We start from the raw sequence: 21,035 nt of genomic DNA, 5'->3' as shown, positions 1-21,035 counted from the left end.
GGTGCTGCGGGTCGGCGACCCCGTCACGGTGCTGCCCTCCGGCCTGACCACCACCGTCGCCGCGATCGACGCGCTCGGCCGCCCGGCGGACCTCGCCTGGGCCCCGCAGTCGGTCACCGTCCGGCTCGCCGACGACCTCGACATCTCCCGCGGCGACCTCATCGCCGCCGGGGCGGCCGCCGCCCCCACCAAGGACATCGAGGCCACCGTCAGCCACCTCAACGAGCGGCCGCTGCGCGCCGGGGACAAGGTGCTGCTCAAGCACACCACCCGTACGGTGCGCGCCCTCGTCAAGGAGATCTCCTACCGGATCGACATCGACACGCTCGAACGGCGCAGCGGCGCCGAGGGGTTGAACGTCAACGACATCGGCCACGTGAAGCTGCGCACCGCCGAGCCGCTGGCCCTCGACGACTACACCGACAACCGCCGCACCGGGTCGTTCCTGCTGATCGACCCGGCCGACGGCACCACCCTCACCGCCGGCATGGCGGGCGAGGCCTTCGCGGCCGCGCCCGGTGGCGACGCTCCCGGCGTACCCGCAGAGGAGGACTGGGTCTGATGCCCAGCGAGGCGTTCTCGGGCATGGACAAGGAAGGCGGCCGCATCGGCAGCGGCGTCCTCGGCAGCGGCCAGGGCGGCTTGACCCGATGTGCGGGCCGACGGGGCTGAGGACGCCCCGTCACCGGGCTGCCTTTCCGCACAGCCGCCCGGCTTGCCCCCGGCACTCCGCTGCCGCGCGCACCACCTTCCGAACTCCAGCCCCGAGACCGCCTCCTGACGGTCCGTCCGCGAACAGGACCCACCATCATGGCACCGAACCCGTCCTCCTCCCATACCTCCGCACGCCCCGACGCCGGGCGGATCAGACGCTCCGCCGCGGCCGCCGTCGCCGGCCTGACCGCCGTCGCCCTGCTGTCGGCCTGCGGCTACGGCTCCAAGGCGGACAAGTCCGACGACAAGGCCGACACCGCGGCCACCGTGGGGAGTTCCGCGTCCGGCCCGAAGCTGTCCGCGGACACCGTGAGGATCGGCTACTTCGCCAACCTGACCCACGGCACCCCGCTGGTCGGCCTCCAGGAGGGCATCTTCCAGCAGCAGTTGGGCGCCACCCAGGTCAAGACCCAGGTCTTCAACGCGGGCCCGGCCGAGATCGAGGCGCTCAACGCGGGCTCCATCGACATCGGCTGGATCGGCCCCTCCCCCGCGATCAACGGCTACACCAAGTCCGACGGCAAGTCCCTGAAGATCATCGGGGGTTCGGCCTCCGGCGGGGTCAAGCTGGTGGTCAACCCGAACAAGGTCTCCTCCCTGGACGACCTCAAGGGCAAGAAGATCGCCACCCCGCAGCTGGGCAACACCCAGGACGTGGCGCTGCTCAACTACCTGGCGGGCAAGGGCTTCAAGGTGGACGCGGCGTCCGGCGCGGGCGACGTCTCGGTGGTGCGCACCGACAACAAGGTCACCCCCGACGCCTACCGGCAGGGCTCCATCGACGGCGCCTGGGTGCCCGAGCCCACCGCCTCCAAGCTGGTCACCCTCGGCGCGAAGGTCCTGCTCAACGAGAAGGACGTCTGGCCGGACAAGAAGTTCGTGATCACCAACATCATCGTCTCGCAGAAGTTCCTCAAGGAGCACCCGGACGTGGTGGAGGCCGTGCTGCGCGGCTCGGTGGACACCAACGCCTTCATCAAGGCCAACCCCGACAAGGCCAAGGCCGACGCCAACGAGGCCATCAAGAAGGAGGCCGGCAACGCGCTGGAGCCGGCCGTCCTCGACCCGGCCTGGGCCGACATCGACTTCCTGGACGACCCGCTGGCGAACACCCTGCAGGCCGAGGCCGACCACGCGGTGACCGCCGGGCTCCTCAAGAAGCCCGACCTGAACGGCATCTACGACCTCACCCCGCTGAACAAGGTCCTCGCGGCCAAGGGCCAGGCGCCCGTGGCGGACGCCGGACTCGGCACCAAGTAACTCCGTGGTCCGGTCCCGCCCGCCCGGTCGATCCCCGATCGATGCCCACCAGGTGGGCGGGGCCCGGACCCCGGCTCCGACTCGCCAGCCAGCCAGCCCGACCACTCACGCAGGAGGTGCGCGGATGACTCCGGCACTGACCACCTCGGCGGACGCCCCCGGCGCCGACGCCCACGGCGGCGCGCCCGCCGTCCGGATCTCGCACGTCCACAAGTCCTTCGGCCGCCCCGGCGCCCGGACCCACGTGCTCGACGACATCACGCTCGACGTCGCGCCCGGCGAGTTCGTCACCCTCCTCGGCGCCTCCGGCTGCGGCAAGTCCACCCTGCTCAACCTGGTCGCCGGCCTGGACGAGCCCAGCCGCGGCAGCATCGAGGTGCCCGGCGGCCGCCCCGCCCTGATGTTCCAGGAACACGCGCTGTTCCCCTGGCTCACCGCCGGCCGGAACATCGAACTCGCCCTCAAGCTGGCCGGCGTCCCCCGCCCCGAGCGCCGCGCCGAGGCCGAGCGTCTGCTCGAACTCGTCCGCCTGAACGGCGCGTACGGCAAGCGGGTGCACGAGCTGTCCGGCGGCATGCGCCAGCGCGTCGCGATGGCCCGCGCCCTCGCCCAGGGCAGCAAGGTGCTGCTGATGGACGAGCCGTTCGCCGCCCTCGACGCCATCACCCGCGACGTCCTGCACGACGAGATCACCCGGATCTGGGCCGAACGGCAGCTGTCCGTCCTGTTCGTCACCCACAACGTGCGCGAGGCCGTCCGGCTGGCCCAGCGGGTCGTCCTGCTCTCCTCCCGGCCCGGCCGGGTCGCCCGTGAGTGGCGGATCGACCTGCCGCAGCCGCGCCGCATCGAGTCCGCGGGCGTGGCCGACCTGTCCATCGAGATCACCGAAGAACTGCGTGGGGAGATCCGTCGCCATGGCCAGCACTGACACCGCCCCCGTCCTCGACAAGAGCCCCGGGTCGGACAGCGCCGACGTCGGCGCCGGCCTGGACGCCCTCGACTCCGTCGCCGCGCAGCGCAGTTCGCTCGGCGAGGTGCTGCGCACCAAGGCGCTGCCGCCGCTGATCGGTGTGCTGGTGGTGCTGGCGCTGTGGCAGGGCGCGTACAGCTTCCACCTCACCTCCTCGTACAAGCTGCCCAGCCCCTCGGACGTGTGGCACTCCCTCCAGGACCTCTGGTACCAGGGCACGCTGTTCTCGATCATCTGGACCAGCGTGTGGCGGGGCCTGTCCGGCTTCCTGCTCGCCGTCGTCATCGGCACCCCGATCGGCCTGGTGGTCGCCCGGGTCAGGCCGGTGCGCACCGCGATCGGCCCGGTGCTCCAGGGCCTCCAGTCGCTGCCCTCGGTCGCCTGGGTGCCGGCCGCCGTCATCTGGCTCGGCATCAACGACTCGATGATGTACGCGGTGATCCTGCTCGGCGCCGTCCCCTCCATCGCCAACGGGCTGGTGGCCGGCATCGACCAGGTGCCGCCGCTGTTCCTGCGGGCCGGGCGCACCATCGGCGCCACCGGCCTCACCGGCGCCCGGCACGTGCTCATCCCGGCCGCGCTGCCCGGCTACCTGGCCGGGCTCAAGCAGGGCTGGGCGTTCTCCTGGCGCTCGCTGATGGCCGCCGAACTGGTCGCCTCCTCCCCCGACCTCGGCCGCGGCCTGGGCCGGTTCCTGGAGGACCAGCGCGAGTTCTCCGACATGTCCGGGGTGCTGCTCGGCATCATCCTCATCCTGTTCGTCGGCATCGCCATCGAGCTGCTGGTGTTCACCCCGGTCGAGCGCCGGGTGCTGCGCAACCGCGGCCTGCTGGCCTCCGGCAAGTGAGGCGGCCGCCGGTGCCCGCCCTCCTGCTGATCGCCCACGGCAGCCGCGACCCGCGGCACGCCGCGACCGTGGCCGCGCTGGTCCGGGAGGTGCGGGCGCAGCGGCCCGCCCTGGAGGTCGCCACCGCCTACCTGGACCACTGCGCGCCGCGGATCCCCCAGGTGGTCGGCCGGCTCCCGGACGCGGTGGCCGTCCCGCTGCTGCTCAACCGGGCCTTCCACGCCAAGCACGACATCCCCGCCGCGCTGCGGGCCACCGGCGCCGGGCTGCCGGTCGCCGACGTGCTGGGTCCCTCCCCGCTGCTGCTCGCCGCCCTGGACCGCCGGCTGGCCGAGGCCGGGCTGGACGTCCGCTCGGCCGACGTCCGCGCCCGGACCGGCGTGGTGCTGGCCGCCGCGGGCTCCTCCGACCCTGCCGCCGACGCCGCCACCCGCGCCGTCGCCGCCGACTGGCGCCGCACCCGCGGCTGGGCCGCCGTCGAGGTCGCCTACGCCTCGGCGGCCGGCCCGCGCGTCCCCGACGCCCTCGCCGCCCTGCGAGCGGCCGGCGCCGAGCACACGGCCGTCGCCCCGTACCTGCTGGCCCCGGGCCTGCTGCCGGACCGCATCACCGCGGCCTCGGACGGGGCGGACCTGGTCGCCGACGTCCTCGGCCCCGCCCCCGAACTGGCCACCCTGCTGCTTCAGCGCTACGACCGGGCCCGCCTGGCGGTGCGGGCGCTCCCGGCGCTCACCGCCTGAGCCCGAGGCGGCTCACCGAACCGTCGTCTTCTCCGCCCGGTGGACGCGCTCGGCGGCTTCGGGCGACTCCCAGTGCCGCGCCCGTTCGAAGTGCGGCTCGACGCGGGCCGCGCGCTCCCGCTCCTGGTGCCGCGTGATGGCCGCAGCGATCACGCTCAGCGGCACGGACCCGTCCGGGTCCACGACGGCTGCCTCGATCCACTCCCGCATGATCGCGGTCGGCTTCAGCCCACGCTCCCGCGCCCGACGCCGCACCTCGTCCATCACCGGCTTGGGCAGCCGCAGCGAGGTGGTGATCATCACCGACTCCGCCGCCGGTTGCTCGCCGGGCTCGGCACTCATGATCTCGTCCTCGGTCAGCTCGTGCGTCTCGTAGTACTCGGCAATCGCTTCGAGGTCCGCGGCCTCGCCCGCCATCAGCCCCTCCACTCCCGCCACCGCCCGCCGGCCGGCCGGCCGGCCGTCAGGGGCAGCCTGTCAGCGACGCCAGGCATCGGACCAGCCACGCCCATCCCGACGGGTGACGGCGCGCGGACGCACCGGCGGCGCGCGCGGCCGGGGCCGTGCGCGCCGTCGGGCTGGAAGGTGTCAGACCCGCCGCAGGACGAAGGTGTCCCCCGGGTGGCCGGCGTTGGCGGCCGCCAGGCCGCCGGAGAGCTGGTAGAGGGTGCCGCCGGGGCCGGTGGTGACGGCGGTGGGGGTGGGGTCGGCGGAGGGGTGGACGGCGGTGAGGCGGGCGGTGTGCCAGTGGTCGTCGGAGCGCAGTTCGACCTCGGCGTCGCGGCCGCTGCCGAAGAAGGCGTTGGTGGCGCCCGCGAGGGTGCCGTCGGGGCGGGCGGTGATGCCGTCGAGGTGGAGCAGGGCGCCGCCGTCGGCGATCTCGACGCGGCGCACGGCGGACGGGTCCCGGAGCGGGAGCTGCCACAGGGAGCCGTCGTCCCACTTGCCGAGGACGAGCCGGCCGTCGCGGTAGGCGATGCCGTTGAGGCCGTAGGCGCCGGGGGCGGGGGTGAGGCGGTCGTCGCGCAGCAGGACGGAGCCGGTGCCGTCGGGGTCGACCCGGTAGACGACGGGGGCGAAGGAGTCGGTGACGTAGGCGGTGCCGTCGGGGGCGACGGCGATGTCGTTGGCCAGGTGGCTGCCGCCGTCGCCGGCGACGGCGGCGAGGTCGGTGTAGTAGAGGCGGCGGCCGGTGTCGAGGTCGTAGGCGGCGATGCCGGCGACCCGGCCGAGGGTGGCGGGGCCGCTGCGTTCGCCGATGCCGTTGTCGAGGTTGGTGACCAGGATGCGGCGGTGGGCCTGGTCGATCCGCAGGCCGGCGATCTCGATCAGGGTGCCGGGGTCGTCGATCAGGGTGCGGACGCCGCCGTCGAGGCCGACGGCGGAGACGGTGCCGTGCCGCAGTGAGCCGACCAGGAAGCGGTGGTGGGCCTGGTCCCAGACGGCGCTCTCGGGGACGAGGGTGGGGGCGTGGCCGTTGATCACGGCCGGGGCCGGGCGGTGGGCGGCCGCGGCGGCGGCGGCGGGTAGCGTACCGGCGGTGCCGAGCAGGGCGGCGGCCGCCGCGAGGGCGACCACGGTACGGCGGACGGTGCGGTTCTGACGATTCATCGGGTGTTCCTCGGAGCCGGCGCGTTCGGTGACGTGATCGAGCCTCTCGCGGGCGCCGGGGCGGCGGCAGTGCGTGGCGATACTGGTAGTTCGACCACCAGGAAGGACGGGGGGGATGGACGAGTCGGAGGAGCGCCGCACGGAGCTGTCGGGCTTTCTGCGCAGCCGGCGGGCCCGGTTGACGCCGCAGCAGGTGGGGCTGGCGCCGGGGGTGCGGCGGCGGACGCCGGGGCTGCGGCGGGAGGAGCTGGCGCTGCTGGCCGGGGTGGGGGTGACCTGGTACACGTGGCTGGAGCAGGGGCGGGACATCCACCCGTCGCCGGAGGTGCTGGCGAGTCTGGCCCGGACGCTGCGGCTGGACCGGGCGGAGACGGCGTACCTGTTCCGGCTGGCGGGCGGCCACCCGATGGACGGGGAGGTGAGCGCGCCCGCGGAGGTCCCGGCCGCGCTGCTGCGGCTGATGCACGCGCAGTGGCCGGCGCCGGCCTGGGTGATGGACGCCAACTGGGACCTGCGGGCGTGGAATCCGGGCGCGGACGCGCTGTTCGGGCTGACCGGGCGGCCGCCGCAGGAGTGCAACCTGGCCTGGGTGGTGTTCGGCAACGCCGTGCACCGCGACCGGGTGGAGCACTGGGAGGAGCACGCCCGGCGGTTCCTGGCCCAGTTGCGTTCGGCCTACGCGGAGCGCGGCGGCGAGGCCACGGCGGTGGGCCGGCACCTGGGCCGGATGATCCAGCACGTGCGGGACGAGCATCCGGAGGCGGACCGCTGGCTGGACGAGCACCAGGTGGCGGAGCGTTCGGGGGCCGAGAAGGTGCTGCGGCACGAGGAGTTGGGCGAGTTGCGGATCGACCAGCACGTGCTGTTGGCGGCCGAGGGGCTGCAGTTGATCGTGATGGCGCCGCGGGACGCGGAGACGGCGGAGCGGCTGCGCCTGCTGGCCCCGACGGCAGCCCCGACGGCGGCCCCGACGGCAGCGGCGACGGCGGCCCCGACGGCGGCGGCGACGGTGTAGCGCGGGTGCGAGCAGCCCGGGTCCGCCGCCCGACGGGGGCGCGGGCGGCGGACCGGGGCACTCACCCGACGAATCGTCAGGCGGGCAGCTGCCACTTCTGGTTGGCTGCGCCGTTGCAGTCCCAGATGCCGAGCTGGTTGCCGTTGGCGGTGGAGAAGCCGAGGTCGTCCAGGCAGCGGCCGGACTGCGGGTTGTACAGCGAGCCGTCGGAGCGGGCCTGCCACTGCTGGGCGCCGGTGCCGTTGCAGTCGTAGAGCTGGACCATGGTGTGGTTGGCGGTGCCGCCGCCGGCGACGTCCATGCACTTGCCGAGGGCGCGGACGGTGCCGTCGACGCCGATCCGCCACTTCTGCGCCAGGCTGCCGTTGCAGTCGTAGATCTGGACGGGGGTGCCGTTGCCGAGGTTGGCGCCCTTCACGTCGACGCACTTGCCGACGTAGCCGGTGATCTGGCCGGTCGGGCCGGCCGGCGGGGTGGCGCCCAGGATGACGCGCGGGAACATGACGCTGTCGCCGACGCCGCAGGCCGCGGAGAGGCTGCCGTCCCCGATCGCGATGCCGCCGATGGCGGGGCGGGTGAACTGCACGGTGTGGGTGGAGTTCCAGTAGTAGCAGGTGGCGGTGACGGTCCAGGTCTGCATCGGGTCGAGGCCGCTGCAGCTGCCGATCGCGTTCCAGCCCGCGACGTAGGCGCCGCAGGAGGGCGCGGCCTGGGCGACAGTGGCGGGTGCGGCCAGGGCGGCGGCCCCTGCGAGCAGGGCGGTGGTCAGCAGGGCGGAGGTTCGGCGCATCGGGACGGTGGTCCTTCCGGTTCGGCGAATCACGTCAACTCAACAGCTGTGCACGGATGGTGACTGTGCGGCAGTTGTGTGGGCCGTGTAGAAGAATCGAGGTTCGCCGGGCCACCGTCAAGCTCTCGTTCAAGGCGAGCTTCGATGGATTCACGCCAGCTGTTTGACCACCGGCCGGTCGGACGGGCCCGCGAACGCGGAACGGGCCCCGCGCTCCCCTTGTACGGGGAGGTCGCGGGGCCCGTTCGTCGGGACCGGGAGCCGGGGCGGCCGTCAGTCGAACTTGCGGCGCTGGCGGCCCGTCCCGTAGTTACCGCCGGACTGCGAGCCACTGCCCGGCCGGGCCCGGCCGGAGGAGCGCCCGATGAACCCGGCGGCCTGCGGACGCTCACCCTGGGCGGCGGCGCCGAGGCGCTGCTTGGGGCGCGGGCGGCGCGGGTTGCCGTTCATGTCGACGTCGGTGGGCAGCCCGGAGCGCTTGCCGGAGCGGCGGCGCGCGTTGCCGGACTTGCCGCCGGCGGAGCCGGCCGGGGCGGCGGGCTGGGCGACGACGGGGACGGCCAGCGCGACCGGGACGCCGCTGGGGGTGCGGGCGCCGGTGATCCGGGTCAGGTCGGCGTCGCCGGGGCGGATCTTGGTGACGGTCGGGCGGATCCCGGCGACCGTCATCAGCCGGTTGACCTCGCGGCGCTGCTCGGGCAGCACCAGGGTGACGACCGTGCCGGACTCGCCGGCCCGGGCGGTGCGCCCGCCCCGGTGCAGGTAGTCCTTGTGGTCGATCGGCGGGTCTACGTTGACGACCAGGTCGAGGCCGTCGATGTGGATGCCGCGGGCGGCCACGTTGGTGGCGATCAGCGCGGTGACCTCGCCCTCGCGGAACTGGTCCAGGACCCGGTTGCGCTGCGGCTGGGACTTGCCGCCGTGCAGGGCGGCGGCCATCACGCCGGTGGCGCGCAGCTGCTTGGCGAGCCGGTCGGCGCCGTGCTTGGTGTGCACGAACATGATCACCCGGCCGTCGCGGGAGGCGATGTGGGCGGTGGCGGAGGCCTTGTCGGCGGGCTCCAGCTGCAGGACGTGGTGGTCCATGGTGGTGACCGCGCCGGCCGAGGGGTCGACCGAGTGGGTGACCGGGTCGGTCAGGAAGCGCTTGACCAGCCGGTCCACGTTGCGGTCCAGGGTCGCGGAGAACAGCATCCGCTGCCCGCCCTCGGCGACCTGCTCCAGCAGCTTGCTGACCTGCGGGAGGAAGCCCATGTCGGCCATCTGGTCGGCCTCGTCCAGGACGGTGATGGCCACGTCGGACAGGTTGACGTCACCGCGCCCGATCAGGTCGTCCAGTCGGCCGGGGGTGGCGACCAGGACCTCGGTGCCGCGGCGCACCGCGTTGGCCTGCCGGCTGATGCCCATGCCGCCGACGACGGTGGTGATCCGCAGGTTGACGGCGGTGGCGTACGGGGTGAGCGCGTCGGTGACCTGCTGGGCCAGCTCGCGGGTGGGCACCAGGACGAGCGCCAGCGGGTGCCGGGAGTCGGCGCGGCGCCCGGCGGTGCGGGCGAGCAGCGGCAGGCCGAAGGCCAGGGTCTTGCCGGAGCCGGTACGGCCGCGGCCGAGGACGTCGCGCCCGGCGATCGAGTCGGGCAGGGTGGCGCCCTGGATCGGGAACGGCTCGGTGACGCCCTCGCGGGTGAGCGCGGACAGGATCGCCTTGGGCAGGTCGAGCTCGGCGAAGGTGGCCGCCGGGGGCCGGGCCGGGGTGCCCTCGACGACGGTGAAGTCGGCGGGCTCCGGGGTGGCGGTGCGGGTGGCCTTCGGGGCGCCGGCGCGGTTGCGGGGCTTGCGCGCGCGGTCCGCGCCCTCGCCGTTGCGGCGGGCGCGCTCGGGGTTGTCCCCGCTGCGGCGGGGGCGGCCGGTGCGGCCTTCGGCGGTGCGCTCGGCCGAGCGGGCGGTCGAGCGGTCGCCGGTGGTGCGGTCGCCACGGTCGCGGGGCGTGCGGGCAGGGGTGGTCAAGGGGTCTCCGTACGTCGGTCGGCAGCCCGCGGTCGCGGACTGGTCGGCCGTCGTCTCGAAGTGCGCCGCCCCGGCCGTACGGCGGCATGAACGAGGGCCCGCACCGTGCTCCGGTGCGGGCCCCCGCTTCACGAGATCACAAGATCACGCGTCAGCTCGGAGGCTGACGTCAGGCGATGACCTGGATGTTCTCGCCCTGCGGGCCCTTCTGGCCCTGGGTGACGTCGAACTCCACGCGCTGGCCCTCGACGAGCTCACGGAAGCCGTTCGCCTGAATGTTCGAGTAGTGGGCGAACACGTCCGGGCCGCCGCCGTCCTGCTCGATGAAGCCGAAGCCCTTTTCGCTGTTGAACCACTTCACGGTGCCGGTAGCCATAACCGTCTCCTCCTATTGGGGCATCAGGGATTCACACCTCGTGAATCCCCAAGTAGCCGCGATCCCCATCCGGAGACTGAAACACCGGACAAAACAAATGCGCCTGTTGGTTGGAACCAGCAGGCGCACACAAGCGTTCATGGGAACCAAAACTGCAACTGACTCGACTGTAGCACGGCGACACCCCGATTGACCGGGGACTTTTCTGCCCGACAGATCACGTTTGACGCCCCGGGAAAACGGGGACGGCGCCCCGCCGGAGCGGGGCGCCGCCTGGTGTTCGGCCGGTGTTCAGCCCACGATCAACGCCGGCCGACCGGCTCCGGCGGCATCGTGGCGCCGACCCGCGGGGCGTGGCCCGCACCCGGACGGGCGTCGCCGCCGTGGCCGGGCCACCACGCGCGCCGGCCGAGCAGCGCCGTGACGGACGGGGTGAAGAACATCGCCATCACGAAGGCCGCCAGCACGATGCCGAAGGCCAGCGAGAAGCCCAGCTCCATGAAGAGGACGTTGCCCGCGAGCATGAAGGTCGCGAACGAGGCCGCCAGGATGAAGCCGGCCGCCGCCACCGTCGGGCCGCCGTGCTTGACGGCCTCGCGGGCCGCTTCGCGCGGGCTACGGCCCTCACGGGCCTCCTCGCGGAGGCGGGCGATGATCAGGATGTTGTAGTCGGTGCCGATCGCCACCACGAAGAGGTAGATGAAGATCGGCAGCATGAACATCAGCCCCTCCTCACCCTTGATGTTCTGGAACAGCAGGGTGGTGGCGCCGAGGGTGGCTCCGAAGCCGAGGCCGACCGAGGCCATCAGGTACCACGGTGCGACGAGGCTGCGCAGCTGGAGACCCAGGATGAGCATGATGAGCAGCGCGGCGATCGGGAAGACCAGCTTGTAGTCGTGGGCCATCGCGGCGTTGATGTCCTTGAAGACGGACGTCATGCCGCCGACCAGGGCCTTGGTGTCGGCCGGGGCCGCCGCGTGCGCGGCGTCGCGCAGCTTCACCACGGTGTCGATGGCCTCGTTGGTGGCCGGCGCGTCCTTCAGCTCCACGGAGAAGTCGGCGGTGGCGCCGTCCTTGCTGAGGCCGCGCTCCTTGGTGGGCATGACCACGTTGGCCACCCCGGCGACGCCGCCGATCCGGCCGGCGAAGTCCTTCAGCTCGGCGTCGTTCAGCTTGGCGCCGTTGGTGCTGGTCAGGAAGACGTGGCTGGGGTCGGTGGCACCGGCCGAGAAGGCCGTCATCAGCTTGTCCTGGACGACCATCGACTCCTTGTCCTTGGGCATGGAGCTGCCGGCCAGGTCGTAGGTCCCGGTGTAGTTGATGCCGGCCAGGGCGAGGACGACCAGCAGACCGCCGGAGACCAGGGCGACCAGGCCGGGCTTCTTGCCGGTCATCCGGCCGAGCGCGGCGAAGCGGGCGTTCTGGGGCTCCCGCATCCACTTCCGGCCGGGCCAGAACACGGCCCTGGAGGGGATCACGGCGAGCACGGCCGGGGCCAGGGTGAGCATCACGAGCGCGGTGGCGAGGACGGCGATGGCCAGCGCCGGGCCGAGCGCGGTGAACATGCCGAGGCTGGAGAGGATCAGCACCGCGAAGGCGACCGCGACGGCTCCGGCGGCGGAGGCGATCGCCTCGCCGACCCGGCCGACCGCGCTGGCCACGGCCTGCTTGCGGTCGTCACCGGCCCGCAGTCGCTCCCGGTAGCGGAACGCCAGGAAGAGGAAGTAGTCGGTGCCGACTCCGAGCACCACGATGATGAGGATCGCCGAGGTCATCGGCGTGGTCTGCAGGTCGAACGCGCTGATCGCGTCGTTGATCAGCCCCTTGGAGACCGGCATCGCGACCACCAGCGAGAGCAGCACCGGCAGCAGGCCGGCCAGGATGCTGCGGAAGATGATGCCGACGATCACGATGACCAGCACCAGGCCGCCGAACAGCACGATGGCGTCGGTCGAGCCCGAGGAGTCCTTCTGGTCCAGCTGGCTCGCCGCGTCACCGCCGACCCGGAACTTCAGCCCGGTGCCCTCGGCGAGCTTGGTGCCGTCGTCACGCAGCTTCTTGGCCGCGTCGGTGAACTGCGGGTCCTGCTGCTTGGTCTGGTCGATGGCGACCTGGGACAGCGCGTACTTGCCGTCCTTGGACTTCGACTGGTCGAGCACCGGCAGGATCTGCTGGACCAGCGGGATCTGCGCGTCCGTCAGGCCCTTGACGACCTTGTCCATCGAGGCCTGGTCGTCCTTGGTCAGCTGGCCGCCGTCGTTGCGCTCGAAGAGCAGCAGGGCGGACGGCGTGAAGCTGGACGGGAAGGCCCGGGACTGGAGTTCGGAGGCCTGGATGGACTCGTAGTGGGTGGGCAGGAACTTCGACTGGTCGGTCTGGTCGACGACCTTCGCAGCGCTGATCGATATGACGACCGCCCCGACGATCCACGCGGCGATCACCCACCAGGCGCGGCGAACGACGAATTGTCCTAGTCGGTGGAACATGCTCGATGCCTCCTGGGCATGGTTCACCGCAGCCCTTGGGGGACGGGACGCTGGGCGACGGCAGGACCGGCGGGTCACGCGCGTCGGCGCGCCCTTGCCGGTCGGCAGGTAAGTAGGTCTGGGCGTCGTCCTACGAGTACGTGCTCGCCCTCGGCAAGGCGCCCCCGTGGTCCAACCCCCGTTGCGGGCCGCCCCGAAGCAGCCCCGACCCAGTCTCTCCCGGGCCGTACCCCGTTGACCTCGTACTCCGGGTGGAGTCTCCTCCCCCTCAGGGTGGAGCCGACCCCCTACCTCCGAGGAGGAGGGCTCAGGGTCCCGAGTGGGGGATGACCCCACCCCGACCCCGCTCCGGCTCCGCCCCGACCCCGGACCGCCGCGGGCCCCGGGGTCCGTCCGTCATCGCGTGCGTCATGATGATCACCGTCCGGAGTCCCCCGGACGAGCGGATGAACGACGGCGGAACGGAGCCCAGCCATGATCCCCTTCGACGAGGGCCGCGCCCGGCTGCTGCTCACCCGGGCCTGCGAGGACGCCGGACTGCCCGCCCCGGACGGGGCCCGGCTGCTCGCGCTCGGCGAGAACGCCGTCTTCGACCTCGGCGACCCGGCCGTGGTCGCCAAGGTCGGCCGCGGCCCCGAACTGTACGAGCGGGCGCGGCGCGAACTGGCCTTCGCCCACTGGCTGGCCGACCAGGGCCTCCCGGTGGTCCGCCCGTACCGGGCGGTGGCGCCCGGGCCGCAGTCGGCGCACGGGCACCCGGTCACCTTCTGGCACCGGCTCGCCCCCGCCGTCCGCCCGGCCCGCCCGGCCGACCTCGCCCCGCTGCTGCGCACCCTGCACGCGCTGCCGCTGCCGCCGTTCCCGCTCGGCCGGCGTGACCTGCTGGCGCCGGTCGAGCGCTGGCTGGCCTCCGCCGAGGGTCAGGTGGACCCGGCGGACGTCGCCTTCCTGCGCGAGCGCCGGGACGCCTTCGCGGCCGCCCTGCCCGGCCTGGAGCCGCGGCTGCGGCCCGGGGTGATCCACGGCGACGCGCTGCCGCGCAATGTGCACGTCGGCCCGGACGGGCCGGTGCTGCTCGACCTGGAGACCTTCTCGCAGGACCTGCGCGAGCACGACCTGGTGGTCCTCGCGCTCGCCCACGACCGCTACGGCGTGCCCGGCGAGGAGTACCGGGCGTTCACCGGGGCGTACGGCTGGGACGTCCGCGACTGGCCCGGCTTCGCGGTGCTGCGCGGGGCCCGGGAGACCGCCAGCGCCTCCTGGGTCGCCCAGCAGGCGGCCGGGAACCCGGCCGCGCTCGCGGAGTTCCGGCGCCGGGTCGACTCGCTCCGCGACGGGGCGACCGGGGTGCGCTGGTACCCGTTCTGACGGGCGGCCCTACCCGGCCTGAGCGACGGCCGCCAAGCCGGTCGAGTGTGAGAAGACTCTTAAGCGGGATCGGTCCGGCGCGCAACCGGGACACGTACGATCGGCGTCCTATCGCACAGTCATCCTGACCGATGGATCGGCACCCCTCTCGCCCTCAGGAGCCGCCGCCATGCACCGGACCGCCCCTCGCCACCCCTCCCACCCGACCCGTACGGCCACCGGTCGCCGCCGGCTGATCGCGGGCTGCGTCGCGGTGGCCGCCGTCCTGGGGCTGGCCGCGTGCGGCACCGCCAGCGGGGCGCTCCAGCCGAGCGGTTCCACCAGCGCCACCGGGGCCGCCGGAGCCACCGGCAGCACCACGTCGGGCACCGGTACGGGTAGCGCCGCCCCGCAGCAGCCGACCGCGGGTGCCGCCACCGGCGCGCCCACCCCCGGCTCGGACGCCGTCGGCTCGGGCACCGGCACCGGCACCGGCACCGGCTCCGACCACGCCGCCCCGCCGGCCGGCGCCAAGGCGCGCACCCCGGCGGCCCCGGTGGCGTCCGGCTGGCCCCAGCCCACCGGCACGCCCGCGCCGCCCGCACCGCCCGCCCACCCCGGATCGGCCACCAAGGTGATCGGCTCCACCGCCTCCGGCGGCCGCACCGTCGCGCTCACCTTCGACGACGGCCCCGGCCCGGCCACCGGGCAGGTCCTCGACCTGCTCGCCCAGTACCACGTCAAGGCCACCTTCTGCGAGATCGGCCAGAACGCCGCCGCCAACCCGGCCCTGGTCAAGCGGATCCTGGCCGAGGGCCACCGGCTCTGCGACCACAGCGTCCACCACCCGCAGCCGTTCGAGAAGCTCCCGCACGACAAGGCGGTGTACGAGATCGGCGCCGCCCGCGACATGATCGTCAAGGCCGGCGGGCCGGGCACCCGGATCGACTGGTTCCGCGCCCCGGGCGGCGGCTTCAACACCGACAACGAACACATCGCGGCCGGCCTCGGGATGGACTCGCTCGGCTGGTCCGTCGACCCGCGCGACTGGTCCCGCCCGGGCGTGCCGGCGATCGTCTCCACCGTGCAGAAGCAGCTCAAGCCCGGCGGGGTGATCCTGATGCACGACGGCGGCGGCGACCGCAGCCAGACCGTGGCCGCGCTCAAGCAGCTGCTGCCCTGGCTGGTCTCCCAGGGGTACACCTTCGACTTCCCTGCCTCCTGAGGCGGTCGGGCCGCCCGACGGAGTCCGGGGCAGCGACCGTAGGGTGGGCGCCGTGACCGCCACCGCGCCCAGCGCCGCCGACCTCGTGGCCGCCGTCCCCGGCCTCGCCGGCTACCTGCGGCCGGCCACCCTGCTCCACCCCCACCCCGGCCCGCCGCTGCCCGGGGCGAGCCGGATCGGCGGCCCGGCCGAGTGGCCGGCCGGCGCCCCCTGGCCGCACTGCACCGCGCACCACCCGGACGACGACTTCGGATACCCCCGGCCCGCCCCCGTGGAGTCCCCGGCCACCGCCCTCGTCCCGATCGCCCTGATCCACGCCGAGGACGCCCCGCACCTGCCCTGGCCGGAGGGCACCGACCTCCTCCAGGTGCTCTGGTGCCCCAACGACCACGACGACCTCCAGGGCGAGCGCTACTACTACGGCCCCGCCGTCGAACTCCACTGGCAGCGCGCCGCCGCACTCGCCCCGGCCACTCCCCCGCCGCCGCTGCGCAGCGCCGAGGAGTACCTGCCCGAGCCCTGCGCGGTGCGTCCCGAACAGCTCCTCGACCTGCCCGACCGGGACGAACTGCCCGGGGAACTCGCCCGCGCCGTCGCGGAGTTCGCCGAGCGGCAGGGCGTCGAGTACGAGCGCGACCACGGCCGCGCGGACGGCTGGAAGCTGGGCGGCTGGCCGTCCTGGCACCTCACCGACCTGGTCCCGGTCGACTGCGGCCGCTGCGGCGAGCGGATGACGCACCTGCTGACCGTGGAGAGCGGTGACGACCCGGACCTGTCGGTCGGGCGGCACGGCGAACTGCACGTGTTCGTCTGCCCGGTGGACGTGGCGCACCCGGTGGGGCTGGACCTCCAGTAGGACCGGCCGCCCGGATGCCGCCGGTCCGGACAGCGCCCCCGGGCCGTCAGGACGGGTCAGGTCAGGTCAGGTCAGGTCAGCTGAGGCCGGGCCAGGTGAGCCCAGGCGCAGCCGGTAGACCTGGCGGGAGCCGCCCTCCGGGCCGGGGTCGGTGGGCTCGGCCGGGCTGAAGCCCAGCCGTTCGTAGAACACCCGGGCGCCGCTGGTCACCGCCCCGGGGTGGTCCGGGCCGAAGGTGACCACCTCGACGGTGGCCGGGGCACGGACGTGGCGGCGCAGCGCGTCCTCGACCAGTGCCCGGCCGACGCCGGTGCCCCGGGCGCGTTCGGCGACCACCAGCCAGTGCAGGTGGTGCGGCCCGCCCGGCTCGGTGCCGAACAGCAGGCCGCCGAGCGGGCCCCGCTCGTCCTCCGCCACGGTGGCGAGGCCCCGGGCGGCGGTCCTGCGCACCGCGCGGTGGAAGCCGGGCTCGGCCACCATCGGGCCGAACCAGTGCTCGACGGCGGCGGCGAGCGCGAGAAAGCCGGGCAGGTCCTCGGGGCGGGCGAGGCGTACGGTCGTCACCCGTCCGCCGGGTCCGGCCTGGACGGCCAGCGCGGGTCGACCACCGCGAGCGGGTCCTTGCCGCGGCGCAGCCAGTCCTGGAGGCCCTGGGCCCACTCCCGGTACCAGCCGATCTGCCGCCGGTGCAGTTCGGCCGGGGCCACCTCCCCGACCTCGGCCGGGTAGCGGGCGGCCAGCGCGACGGCGACCCGGACGGCGGCCAGTGCGTCGCTGCCCGCCTCGTGGGCGTCCGTCAGCTCCACCCCGTACACCTCGCACACCCGCTGGAGGGTGCGGGAGCCCTTGCGGTACTTGTCCACGGTCCGGTCGATCACCAGGGCGTCCAGCACCGGCCCGACCGGGGCGCCGAGGCGCTCGGCGAGCGTGGGCAGCCCGTAGCGGCGCAGCTCGGCGTCGAGCAGTGAGAGGTCGAACGGCGCGTTGAACGCCACCACCGGCCGACCGTCCGCGATCCGCGCGCACAGCGCGGCGGCTATCTCCTCCACCGCCTCCTTGGGCTGCCGGCCCCTGCTGCGCGCGACCGCGTCGCCGATGCCGTGGATCGCCTCCGCCTCGGCGGGGATCGGCACTCCGGGATCGATCAGCCAGTGGGCGGCCTCCACCCGGACGGCGCCGACGGTGTCCACGAGGGCGGCCGTGACGATGCGGTCCACGGCCGGGTCGGTGCCCGTGGTCTCCAGGTCGAAGCCGACCAGTGGCTGCTGCCACCAGGTCATCAGGTCTGTCCTTCCGTCCGCCAGCGAAACAGCCCCTATCATCACCCGCCCCACCGACAACCCGGCCGTCAGGGCGGCCGTCAGTGCCCCGGCCGCCCTGCCAGGGTCAGCGGCGTGTCCGACAACTCCCGCTGGTCCGAGGCGAATTGTCAGACCCGCCCCGGCCGTCCGGCCAGCGCGAGCCGGCTGGGCAGCACGCTGGCCGCCACGGCGAGCAGCAGGCACAGGGCCGCGCCCGCGCCCAGCGGCAGCCAGGGCAGCCGCAGCGCGACGCTCGCCTGCCCGGCCAGGATGCGGTGGTTGAGCAGCGCGGTGGTGCCGTACTGGGTGAGGGCGGTGACGGCGAGGGCCAGCGCGGCGGCGGTGGCCACCACCAGGACGGCCTCCAGGGCGACCATCTGGAGCACCTGGCGGCGCACCGTCCCGGTCAGCCGCAGCACGGTGAAGTCGCGGCGGCGGTCGGCGGCGCTCATCACCATGGTGTTGACGATCGCGATCAGCGCGTAGAGCAGGGCGGGGCCGAGGATCGTCGTGGTGGCGATCCAGGCGTAGTGGGCGTTGGGGTCGGGCCCGGGGTCGTGGGCGTCGGTGAGGGCGCCGCCGAGCCGGTCGGCGGGCTCGGCGCTGAGGTGGACGGCGCCGGGGCGGGCGTCGCCCAGGTGGCCGGCGACGGCCTCGCCGCTGAGCAGGACCTCGTCCAGGCCGAGCTGGGTGCGGTAGACCAGGGCGAGCCGCAGGCCGGTGACGGTGCCGTCGGCGAGGCGCAGGTTCACCTGGTCGCCGAGCTTCCAGCCGTGGCCGCGGGCCTGGTCGGTGGAGGCGGCGAGGGTGGCGCCGTGCAGGTCGGCGGCGCTGCCCTGGACGGCGGGCAGGGTCCAGGCGGTGGCGAGGTCGCCGTCGACGACGGTGGCGGCGGACGGCACGGTGGCGGGCGAGTCCTCGCCGTGGTCGTCGAAGGCGGGCCGGTCGGCGCCGAGGCCGGTGACCACGGTGGCGGTGGTGGCGGTGGCGCGCAGACCGGGCTGGGCGGCGGTGAGCCGGTGGGCGGCGTCGGCGGGCAGCGGCCGGCCGCCGGGGCGCAGCACGTACCGGGCGGCGGCGGTGGCCCTGGCCTGGGCGGTCATGGCGTCGGCGAAGGCGGCGGTGGAGCCGACCACGGTGCCGGCGAGCGCGATGGTGAGGAAGGCCGGGATGGCGGTGGAGACGGTGCGGCGCACCGCGGTGAGCGCGTTCTGCCGGGCGAGCAGCGGGGCGGCGGCGGTGAGCCGGGCCAGCGGGGCGCTGAGCAGCCGGACCAGGGCGGGGACGACCACGGGCGCGAACAGGGCGAGCGTGGTGATGGTGATCAGGTCGGCGCCGAGCACCCACTGGGAGGCGAGTTGGGGGTCGTCCGGCTGGTCGCCGGGGGCGGGCGGCATGGTGGCCGCGGACAGGTAGTAGGCGGCGGCGCCGGCCAGGGCGAGCAGCGAGAGCAGGGCGAAGGCCCAGCGCGGCTTGGTCATCACCGTACGGTCGACGGCGGCGTCACCGAGCGCCTCGACGGCCCGCACCCGCCCGGCCCGGACGGCCGCGGTGACCGCGCCGAGCAGGGCGACCAGCAGGCCGACGGCGGCGGCCAGCAGCATCGGCCCGACGGCGGGCCGGGCGCTGAACCCCTCGGGGGCGGCGCCGCGGGCGACCAGCCAGGCGGCCAGCGCGGGCGCGCCGGGCAGCGAGAGCAGGCAGCCGCTGACGGCGGAGGCCAGGGCGACGACGGCGGCCTCGCCGGTGATCAGCCAGACGATCTGGCGGGGCGTGGCGCCGACGGCGCGCAGCATCGCGATCTCCTGGCGGCGCTGGGCGACGGCGAAGGCGAAGGTGCCGGCGACGACGAAGACGGCGACGAACGCGGCCATCGCCGAGGTGAACTGGAGCACCTTGTGCAGCGAGGGGGCGCCGAGCGGGGAGTCGTCCCCGGCGGTGTCGCCCAGCAGGGTGCCGGTGGTGGCGACCAGGGTGACGCCGAGGGTGAGGGCGACGTAGGAGCCGGCGAAGGCGGCCTTGCGGCGGCGCAGGCTCGCGGCGGCGACGGGCAGCAGGGTGCCGAAGGGCGTCATGCCGGCGTCCCCGCCGTCTCCAGGGCGGTCATCCGCTCGGCGATCCGCTGGGCGCTCGGGCTGGTCAGGTCGTCGACGATCCGGCCGTCGGCGAGGAAGAGCACCCGGTCGGCGCAGGAGGCGGCGACCGGGTCGTGGGTGACCATGACGGTACTCTGGCCCTCGCGGTCGACCAGTTCGCGCAGCAGGGCGAGCACGTCGCGGCTGCTGGAGCTGTCCAGGGCGCCGGTCGGCTCGTCGGCGAACAGCACCCGGGGCCGGGTGATCAGGGCGCGGGCGATGGCGACGCGCTGCTGCTGGCCGCCGGAGAGCTGGGACGGCAGGTGGCCGGTGCGCTCGCCGAGACCGACCTGGGCGAGCGCGCGGTGGACCTCGGCACGGTCCGGCCGGCGCCCGGCCAGGCGCAGCGGCAGGCCGACGTTCTGCTCGGCGGTGAGCGAGCCGACCAGGTTGAACGCCTGGAAGACGAAGCCGAGTCGCTGCCGGCGCAGGACGGTCAGCTGGGTCTCGGTCAGCCCGGCGAGGTCGGTGCCGTCCAGGACGACCCGGCCGCTGTCGGGGCGGTCGAGGCCGGCGCCGCACTGCAGCAGGGTGCTCTTGCCGGAGCCGGAGGGGCCCATCACGGCGGTGAAGGTGCCCCGCTCGAAGGTGACGTCCACCCCCCTGAGCGCCCGCACGGCCTCCGGGCCGGTGCCGTAGGTGCGGTGTACGTCTTCGAGGCGCAGTACGGCCCCGTCATCCCCCGTGATCTTCACGGGGCCTACACCTACCACGGCCATGACCGCGTCGACCAGGTGTTTTGGGAGAATCGTTACTCCACGTGATGAGCCTGCGTCAGCCGCCGGGCCTCGGCGCGGACGTCCTCGTCCAGCTGCTCCCGGCTCCGGCGGGCTTCGGCGGGGGTCACCGGGCCGGCTCCCGGACCATGAAGACGTCGATCGGGTCCTCGTGGACGATCGTGAAGCCGTGCCGCTCGTACAGCCGCTGGGCGGCGCTGCCCCGGAGGACGACCAGGCGGACCGGTTCGCCCGCCGCGTCCGCCTCGGCGAGGAGGTGGCGCAGGACGGCGGAGCCGAGGCCGCGGCCCTGGAGGTGCGGGGCGAGGTAGAACAGCTCCAGGTGGCGGCCGCCGCGCTCGTCGGGTCGGATCGTCACCGAGCCCGCGAAGGCTCCTTCGACCCGCAGCACGGACGTGTGCCGGGTGGAGAAGGACTTCCGCACGCGGTCCCGGGAGCGGTCCGGGTCCCAGCGTCCGAGGCGTTCCAGGTCGGTGCGCATGACCTGGGCCTTGAGCTCGACGATGGGTTCGAGGTCCTTGGGGCCGGCGGGTTCCAGGGTCCAGGCGGGGAGGCTGTTCACGGTGCGCAGTGTTCCAGCACCCGCACGGCCTCCACCAGCGGTTATCTCATGGTGCG

The 21,035-nt window shown here is 74.3% G+C and carries 20 protein-coding genes; 9 read left to right on the top strand and 11 right to left on the bottom strand.

Going from position 1 to position 21,035, the window contains the following annotated elements; genetic code table 11:
• From ACZ47G_RS34815 to ACZ47G_RS34795, 5 genes are all read left to right on the top strand, one after another.
• The coding region (locus tag ACZ47G_RS34815; RefSeq protein WP_465749705.1) for an elongation factor 1-alpha C-terminal domain-related protein at positions 1-562 on the top strand (562 nt) is incomplete at its 5' end.
• 248 nt (positions 563-810) lie between these two features.
• On the top strand, positions 811-1,974 hold the full coding sequence (locus tag ACZ47G_RS34810; RefSeq protein ID WP_465749703.1) for an aliphatic sulfonate ABC transporter substrate-binding protein: 1,164 nt from the start codon (positions 811-813) through the stop codon (positions 1,972-1,974).
• Between the two features lie 124 nt (positions 1,975-2,098).
• Entirely contained in the window at positions 2,099-2,902 is an 804-nt protein-coding gene (locus ACZ47G_RS34805; RefSeq protein WP_380451736.1) for an ABC transporter ATP-binding protein, read from the top strand.
• Positions 2,889-3,791 carry an ABC transporter permease gene (locus ACZ47G_RS34800; protein WP_465749701.1) on the top strand — a complete coding sequence of 301 codons (903 nt, stop codon included), beginning with the start codon at positions 2,889-2,891 and terminating at the stop codon, positions 3,789-3,791. Before ACZ47G_RS34805 ends, ACZ47G_RS34800 begins: the two co-directional genes overlap by 14 nt.
• 11 nt (positions 3,792-3,802) lie before the next feature.
• The gene (locus tag ACZ47G_RS34795) at positions 3,803-4,531 is read left to right on the top strand and encodes a sirohydrochlorin chelatase (RefSeq protein ID WP_465749699.1); all 729 of its coding nucleotides are present in this window, start codon (positions 3,803-3,805) and stop codon (positions 4,529-4,531) included.
• Positions 4,532-4,543: 12 nt separating this feature from the next.
• On the opposite strand, the gene ACZ47G_RS34790 is transcribed toward ACZ47G_RS34795, so the two are convergent.
• Both ACZ47G_RS34790 and ACZ47G_RS34785 read right to left on the bottom strand, forming a co-directional pair.
• On the bottom strand, positions 4,544-4,948 hold the full coding sequence (locus tag ACZ47G_RS34790) for a hypothetical protein (protein WP_465749697.1): 405 nt from the start codon (positions 4,946-4,948) through the stop codon (positions 4,544-4,546).
• Positions 4,949-5,119: 171 nt separating this feature from the next.
• The gene (locus ACZ47G_RS34785; RefSeq protein WP_465749695.1) at positions 5,120-6,142 is read right to left on the bottom strand and encodes a hypothetical protein; all 1,023 of its coding nucleotides are present in this window, start codon (positions 6,140-6,142) and stop codon (positions 5,120-5,122) included.
• A gap of 115 nt (positions 6,143-6,257) precedes the next feature.
• Between ACZ47G_RS34785 and ACZ47G_RS34780 the strand changes: the two genes are divergently transcribed.
• Positions 6,258-7,157 (top strand): helix-turn-helix transcriptional regulator, encoded by a 900-nt coding sequence (locus ACZ47G_RS34780; protein ID WP_465749693.1) that lies wholly within the window; start codon positions 6,258-6,260, stop codon positions 7,155-7,157.
• Positions 7,158-7,233: 76 nt separating this feature from the next.
• Here ACZ47G_RS34780 and ACZ47G_RS34775 read toward each other — a convergent pair whose 3' ends face one another.
• The 4 genes from ACZ47G_RS34775 to ACZ47G_RS34760 all read right to left on the bottom strand — a co-directional run bounded on the left by ACZ47G_RS34775 (position 7,234) and on the right by ACZ47G_RS34760 (position 12,816).
• The gene (locus ACZ47G_RS34775; protein WP_465749691.1) at positions 7,234-7,947 is read right to left on the bottom strand and encodes a ricin-type beta-trefoil lectin domain protein; all 714 of its coding nucleotides are present in this window, start codon (positions 7,945-7,947) and stop codon (positions 7,234-7,236) included.
• Positions 7,948-8,220: 273 nt separating this feature from the next.
• Positions 8,221-9,954, bottom strand: a complete 1,734-nt coding sequence (locus ACZ47G_RS34770) for a DEAD/DEAH box helicase (RefSeq protein WP_465749689.1) — start codon at positions 9,952-9,954, stop codon at positions 8,221-8,223.
• A 169-nt stretch (positions 9,955-10,123) separates the two neighbouring features.
• Positions 10,124-10,330, bottom strand: coding sequence for a cold-shock protein (locus tag ACZ47G_RS34765; RefSeq protein ID WP_196949043.1), 207 nt, complete (start codon positions 10,328-10,330; stop codon positions 10,124-10,126).
• A gap of 302 nt (positions 10,331-10,632) precedes the next feature.
• On the bottom strand, positions 10,633-12,816 hold the full coding sequence (locus tag ACZ47G_RS34760; protein ID WP_465749687.1) for an MMPL family transporter: 2,184 nt from the start codon (positions 12,814-12,816) through the stop codon (positions 10,633-10,635).
• 474 nt (positions 12,817-13,290) lie between these two features.
• On the opposite strand from ACZ47G_RS34760, the gene ACZ47G_RS34755 reads away from it, so the two are divergent.
• From ACZ47G_RS34755 to ACZ47G_RS34745, 3 genes are all read left to right on the top strand, one after another.
• The gene (locus tag ACZ47G_RS34755; protein WP_465749685.1) at positions 13,291-14,184 is read left to right on the top strand and encodes a phosphotransferase enzyme family protein; all 894 of its coding nucleotides are present in this window, start codon (positions 13,291-13,293) and stop codon (positions 14,182-14,184) included.
• 169 nt (positions 14,185-14,353) lie between these two features.
• The gene (locus ACZ47G_RS34750; protein ID WP_465749683.1) at positions 14,354-15,388 is read left to right on the top strand and encodes a polysaccharide deacetylase family protein; all 1,035 of its coding nucleotides are present in this window, start codon (positions 14,354-14,356) and stop codon (positions 15,386-15,388) included.
• Between the two features lie 52 nt (positions 15,389-15,440).
• Positions 15,441-16,244 (top strand): hypothetical protein, encoded by an 804-nt coding sequence (locus ACZ47G_RS34745; RefSeq protein ID WP_465749681.1) that lies wholly within the window; start codon positions 15,441-15,443, stop codon positions 16,242-16,244.
• 66 nt (positions 16,245-16,310) lie between these two features.
• On the opposite strand, the gene ACZ47G_RS34740 is transcribed toward ACZ47G_RS34745, so the two are convergent.
• From ACZ47G_RS34740 to ACZ47G_RS34720, 5 genes are all read right to left on the bottom strand, one after another.
• Entirely contained in the window at positions 16,311-16,808 is a 498-nt protein-coding gene (locus ACZ47G_RS34740) for a GNAT family N-acetyltransferase (RefSeq protein ID WP_465749679.1), read from the bottom strand.
• Positions 16,805-17,524, bottom strand: coding sequence for an exonuclease domain-containing protein (locus tag ACZ47G_RS34735; RefSeq protein WP_465749677.1), 720 nt, complete (start codon positions 17,522-17,524; stop codon positions 16,805-16,807). The genes ACZ47G_RS34740 and ACZ47G_RS34735 overlap by 4 nt, the downstream gene beginning before the upstream one ends.
• A 149-nt stretch (positions 17,525-17,673) precedes the next feature.
• Entirely contained in the window at positions 17,674-19,620 is a 1,947-nt protein-coding gene (locus tag ACZ47G_RS34730; protein ID WP_465749675.1) for an ABC transporter permease, read from the bottom strand.
• The gene (locus ACZ47G_RS34725; protein WP_465749719.1) at positions 19,617-20,369 is read right to left on the bottom strand and encodes an ABC transporter ATP-binding protein; all 753 of its coding nucleotides are present in this window, start codon (positions 20,367-20,369) and stop codon (positions 19,617-19,619) included. The genes ACZ47G_RS34730 and ACZ47G_RS34725 overlap by 4 nt, the downstream gene beginning before the upstream one ends.
• Before the next feature lie 154 nt (positions 20,370-20,523).
• Positions 20,524-20,988 carry a GNAT family N-acetyltransferase gene (locus ACZ47G_RS34720; protein ID WP_465749717.1) on the bottom strand — a complete coding sequence of 155 codons (465 nt, stop codon included), beginning with the start codon at positions 20,986-20,988 and terminating at the stop codon, positions 20,524-20,526.
• Positions 20,989-21,035 lie beyond the last annotated feature (47 nt).

It is taken from the genome of Kitasatospora sp. NPDC030952 (assembly GCF_055571335.1).
Note: the sequence above shows the minus strand (reverse complement) of the source record. Positions and strands in the feature narration are given on the sequence as shown.

Bases quoted from the DNA above. Each gene is read 5' to 3' on its own strand.
- ACZ47G_RS34735 (WP_465749677.1), bottom strand. From the start codon at position 17,524: ATGACCTGGTGGCAGCAGCCACTGGTCGGCTTCGACCTGGAGACCACG.
- ACZ47G_RS34790 (WP_465749697.1), bottom strand. From the start codon at position 4,948: ATGGCGGGCGAGGCCGCGGACCTCGAAGCGATTGCCGAGTACTACGAG.
- ACZ47G_RS34805 (WP_380451736.1), top strand. From the start codon at position 2,099: ATGACTCCGGCACTGACCACCTCGGCGGACGCCCCCGGCGCCGACGCC.
- ACZ47G_RS34730 (WP_465749675.1), bottom strand. From the start codon at position 19,620: ATGACGCCCTTCGGCACCCTGCTGCCCGTCGCCGCCGCGAGCCTGCGC.
- ACZ47G_RS34755 (WP_465749685.1), top strand. From the start codon at position 13,291: ATGATCCCCTTCGACGAGGGCCGCGCCCGGCTGCTGCTCACCCGGGCC.
- ACZ47G_RS34800 (WP_465749701.1), top strand. From the start codon at position 2,889: ATGGCCAGCACTGACACCGCCCCCGTCCTCGACAAGAGCCCCGGGTCG.
- ACZ47G_RS34765 (WP_196949043.1), bottom strand. From the start codon at position 10,330: ATGGCTACCGGCACCGTGAAGTGGTTCAACAGCGAAAAGGGCTTCGGC.
- ACZ47G_RS34760 (WP_465749687.1), bottom strand. From the start codon at position 12,816: ATGTTCCACCGACTAGGACAATTCGTCGTTCGCCGCGCCTGGTGGGTG.
- ACZ47G_RS34775 (WP_465749691.1), bottom strand. From the start codon at position 7,947: ATGCGCCGAACCTCCGCCCTGCTGACCACCGCCCTGCTCGCAGGGGCC.
- ACZ47G_RS34780 (WP_465749693.1), top strand. From the start codon at position 6,258: ATGGACGAGTCGGAGGAGCGCCGCACGGAGCTGTCGGGCTTTCTGCGC.
- ACZ47G_RS34810 (WP_465749703.1), top strand. From the start codon at position 811: ATGGCACCGAACCCGTCCTCCTCCCATACCTCCGCACGCCCCGACGCC.
- ACZ47G_RS34785 (WP_465749695.1), bottom strand. From the start codon at position 6,142: ATGAATCGTCAGAACCGCACCGTCCGCCGTACCGTGGTCGCCCTCGCG.
- ACZ47G_RS34750 (WP_465749683.1), top strand. From the start codon at position 14,354: ATGCACCGGACCGCCCCTCGCCACCCCTCCCACCCGACCCGTACGGCC.